Source organism: Streptomyces sp. NPDC051172, assembly GCF_040682555.1.
Taxonomy (GTDB): Bacteria; Actinomycetota; Actinomycetes; order Streptomycetales; family Streptomycetaceae; genus Streptomyces.
On sequence record NZ_JBFBBE010000260.1, the window covers coordinates 1 to 3,540 of the forward strand.

The following is a 3,540-nucleotide window of genomic DNA, read 5'->3' on the forward strand; positions in this document are numbered from 1 at the left end:
CCCTGAACGCGTTCCAGATCGCTTTCGAGGGCCGCCTGACTCCGAGCAACAACTGACCATCAACAACCAAGATCAGCCGTTAAGTTGACACACCCAGGTCTTCTCGGCAACGTGAGTAGTGCTACGTGACGTGCCGTCAGCGCGCCCGGTGGAGGGTGACCTGACGACACAAACGCGAGAAGCCCCTGGTAGGAACTGGTCTGCGAAGATCACGTTCCCGGCAAGAGGCTTCACGTGTTGACGAGTATCACCTACACCGCCGTGCTCGATGTCAGCAGGGCCACCGCCGAGCACCTCGCGAAGCTGCTCGGCGAACACCGCGAGCGACTCGGCACCCGCAAGGGCACCCGGGCGCTGGGCCCGTTCAAGCAGGCGGTGCTGGTGCTGCGCTGGTTCATCGACGGTACGCGCCTGGTCCAACTTGCCCGGGACAACGGCATATCGGCCCCGACCGCGTACCGCTACCTGCACAAGGGGCTGACCGTGCTCGCCGGCCACGCACCCGACCTGTCCACCGCGCTGGAGCGTGCGGCGGCGGCCGGGTACACCCACCTCAACCTGGACGGCACCGTGATCCGCACCGACCGCGTGGCCGCCGCCGGCCCCAACGGCGCGGATCTGTGGCGGTCCGGGAAACACAAGCACCACGGCGGGAACGTGCAGGTCATCTCCGCCCCGGACGGCTGGCCGATCTGGGTCTCCCCAGTCCGACCCGGGCGCGAGCACGACACCACCTGCGCCCGCACGCACGGCCTGGTCGACGCGCTGAACCGGCTCGCCGCCACCCTGGGCATCCCCACACTCACCGATCTCGGCTACGAGAACGCCGGGCCGGGCATCCGCCATCCGGTCAAAAAGCCCAAGGGCGCCGAACTCACCGAAGAGCAACGGACGTTCAACGCCGTCATCCGCGGCATCCACGGCGTCGCGGAACGCGCCAACGCCCTGCTCAAGGTGACCTTCAAGGCTCTGCGCCGAGTCAGCCTCGACCCCGCCGCGATCACCCGCATCGCCCGCGCCGCCCTCGTCCTGCTCCAACTCAAACACGGCCGAACCACCTGAACGAAGATCACCAACCGAGACGAGCCGTTACCGAGAAGGGCTCACTACCTGCTGGTGGTCAAGGCCAACCGACCCGAACTGCACCGCAAACTACGGGCGTTGCCCTGGAAGGACGTCACCGCGCCGCTACGACCGCGGGATCGGCCACGGCCGCCGGGAGACCCGCGTGACCAGAGCCCTCACCGTCACCCGCCTCAGCCTCGACTTCCCCCACGCCGTCCAGGCCGCTCGCATCCTTCGTCACCGCACCGCTCTCCGCACCGCCGGACACCGCAATCACCGCCGGCCTCCGCCACGCCTCCTACGAGCCCTTCACCCGCCCGCTCGACCTCCTGGCATCGCTGACCCACGCACTTACGAGATCACCCGACTTTGCAACACCCCTGACCCCCGGACTGAGCGCGGCGAAAGCTCACAGAACAGCCACTGAGAGGGCATTTGATCTAGGCGTATTGCCCTGTATGCCCTAGTAGGTTCCTCGCCAGGTTGGTGTGGTCTCGTCCGTTATGCGCTTGGCGAGGTTGTCGAACGAAGCATTGGTTGGATCATGATGCACCGGCGCCTCGCCCGAGACTACGAGACCCTGCCCGCCAGCTCCGAGGCCATGATCCGCGTCGCCTCGATCGACAACCTCACCAAGCGCATAACGGACGAGACGACACCCACCTGGCGAGGAACTTACTAGGACCTAAAGGGCAATCCACCTAGATCAAACACCCTCTGAAATATGTTTGGGTGGGAGTTCACGCAGAAGCTGATCGGCGCCACTTTCCTTGCGTGAGGCCTTGGTTGAGGAGGCCGAGAAAGGGTGAGGGGACAGCAGTGAGCACATTCACCGGCGTTGGGGCGGCGGTTACCGTTGGCCTGACTACGCAGGCACTGGCTGTCCTCAGCCTCTATCTCCGGCTGCGGTGGCGCGTGAGGTTGAACCGCGTGCGCTGGCAGTATCTGCACGCCCTGACCCAGGGGCTGCCCCGGGGTAGCACACTCGAGGAGAGCGGATCGTATGGCGGCACGGTGCGCCTGACCACCGGTATGGACAGTGATCAGCCGGACCCGACGAGGGGCACGAGTGAGTGAGCAAGAACCCTTAGGAACCCGCGCGGCGCAGTCGGCGTCCGCGGCGGCAAACGTGGCGGCAGAGTTCAGCGCGTTCTACCGGTCTTTCGTCGCTTTGCTGGTCGGCTTTCTCGTGTGGCAGGGTGCCTCGGCGGCGATCGCGGCCGAGTTGGCGCAGGAGACGATGAAGCCATGACGCATTGCCCTTGCCCGCGGACAGCCTTTCGTATGGCCGCCGCGACCGTCTGAGCAGCTTTCTCGGCCACCGCTTCAGCAGTCGTCAGGTGGTGCGCAGGAAGAGAACTCAACGTAAATCTCCCGGCCTTCATCGCGGTTGGCTCAACTGCTCAGGCTCTTGTGCGATCTGCGCGTGATCGCCTCAATACTGGCGGACCCGCTACAACGTCGTCCGCCTCGCCGAGTGGGACACCGTCTTGGCGCGCCCACTGGCTGCCGGGCGGCCCGGTTCACGCACCACGAAATGTAGAGCGGCGGGCCAGACATCCGACAGGTCCCCATTCGGGGATCTGTGCTTGTCCTTGCGGTACGACTGTAGGGTGCTGCCGTGTTTGACCGCCGAAGGCGCACCCGCCTCCGGCGCCCTCTCTCTCCGCCACACATGCCCGCGACATGCGAACACCTCGTGGACCAACCGCCACCTTCCCCAATTCCCCTACCTTCCTGGAAAACTCCGCCACCTGTGAAACGGAGTCAGACGGCCGAGGCAGAGACACAACTCAACATCATCAGCATCAACCCGGCCAGCGCCAGGGGCGCCATATCGCTCACACCAGCTGAACAGCTACCGTCAAGATCCTTGGTCTACCCACCGGCATCCGCCATTCGAGCAGTTAACGGTGGTTTGTGAAATCGCCGGGATAAACCGGTCCGGAGGAGGAGATGAAAGAACTCTCCCAAGCTCGGTGACGCCGAGTCGATCGGACCGCTGCCTTTGCCTCAACCGACACAGAAGGGTGAGCGCAACCATGGAGAGGGCACTGGCCCCACAGAAGCCGCTGACGCTGGCCGTGATCCGCGAGGCCGTGGGATCCGCAGTGCAGCGAGGTGCAGAGCACTCTTGGCAGATAGAAAGCCTCAACTGGACCGGGTTGGATGCCGATCGACTCACCGCACTGGACAGGTCGGCGGTCCGTTTTGTCACTTTCATCGAAGATCACATTCCGGGGTACCTGAACTGGCTGCTCACCGTTTTCCCTGTGACCGGTGCCGACCAGGACGTTGCGATATTTTGCGCCAACCGTGAGTACTTCCGGTTTTTCGTGACCTGGGCGCATGAGGAGGAGCGACACGCGTCAGCGCTGACCCTCGATCCACCGCGTGATAGTCGGCCTGTGGACAGAGGAATAGGAAGAGGTGCCTGCTGACCTGCGATGATGGGAGTTCCTACGCTTCCAGCAC

At 64.4% G+C, this 3,540-nt stretch carries 3 protein-coding genes and 1 pseudogene; all 4 read left to right on the forward strand.

All coding sequences use genetic code 11. The features are described from left to right. Positions 1-234 precede the first annotated feature (234 nt). The 4 genes and pseudogenes from AB0N07_RS50020 (at position 235) to AB0N07_RS50035 (ending at position 3,506) form a co-directional block, all read left to right on the forward strand. Positions 235-1,062: a transposase family protein gene (locus AB0N07_RS50020; protein ID WP_365847539.1), complete on the forward strand. Its 828-nt coding sequence runs from the start codon at positions 235-237 to the stop codon at positions 1,060-1,062. 520 nt (positions 1,063-1,582) lie between these two features. Further along, positions 1,583-1,747 (forward strand): annotated as a pseudogene (locus tag AB0N07_RS50025) (IS5/IS1182 family transposase); the annotation flags it as partial. A 387-nt stretch (positions 1,748-2,134) separates the two neighbouring features. Continuing rightward, the gene (locus tag AB0N07_RS50030) at positions 2,135-2,317 is read left to right on the forward strand and encodes a hypothetical protein (protein ID WP_365847540.1); all 183 of its coding nucleotides are present in this window, start codon (positions 2,135-2,137) and stop codon (positions 2,315-2,317) included. Between the two features lie 790 nt (positions 2,318-3,107). Beyond that, positions 3,108-3,506 (forward strand): hypothetical protein, encoded by a 399-nt coding sequence (locus AB0N07_RS50035; protein ID WP_365847542.1) that lies wholly within the window; start codon positions 3,108-3,110, stop codon positions 3,504-3,506. Positions 3,507-3,540: the final 34 nt, after the last annotated feature.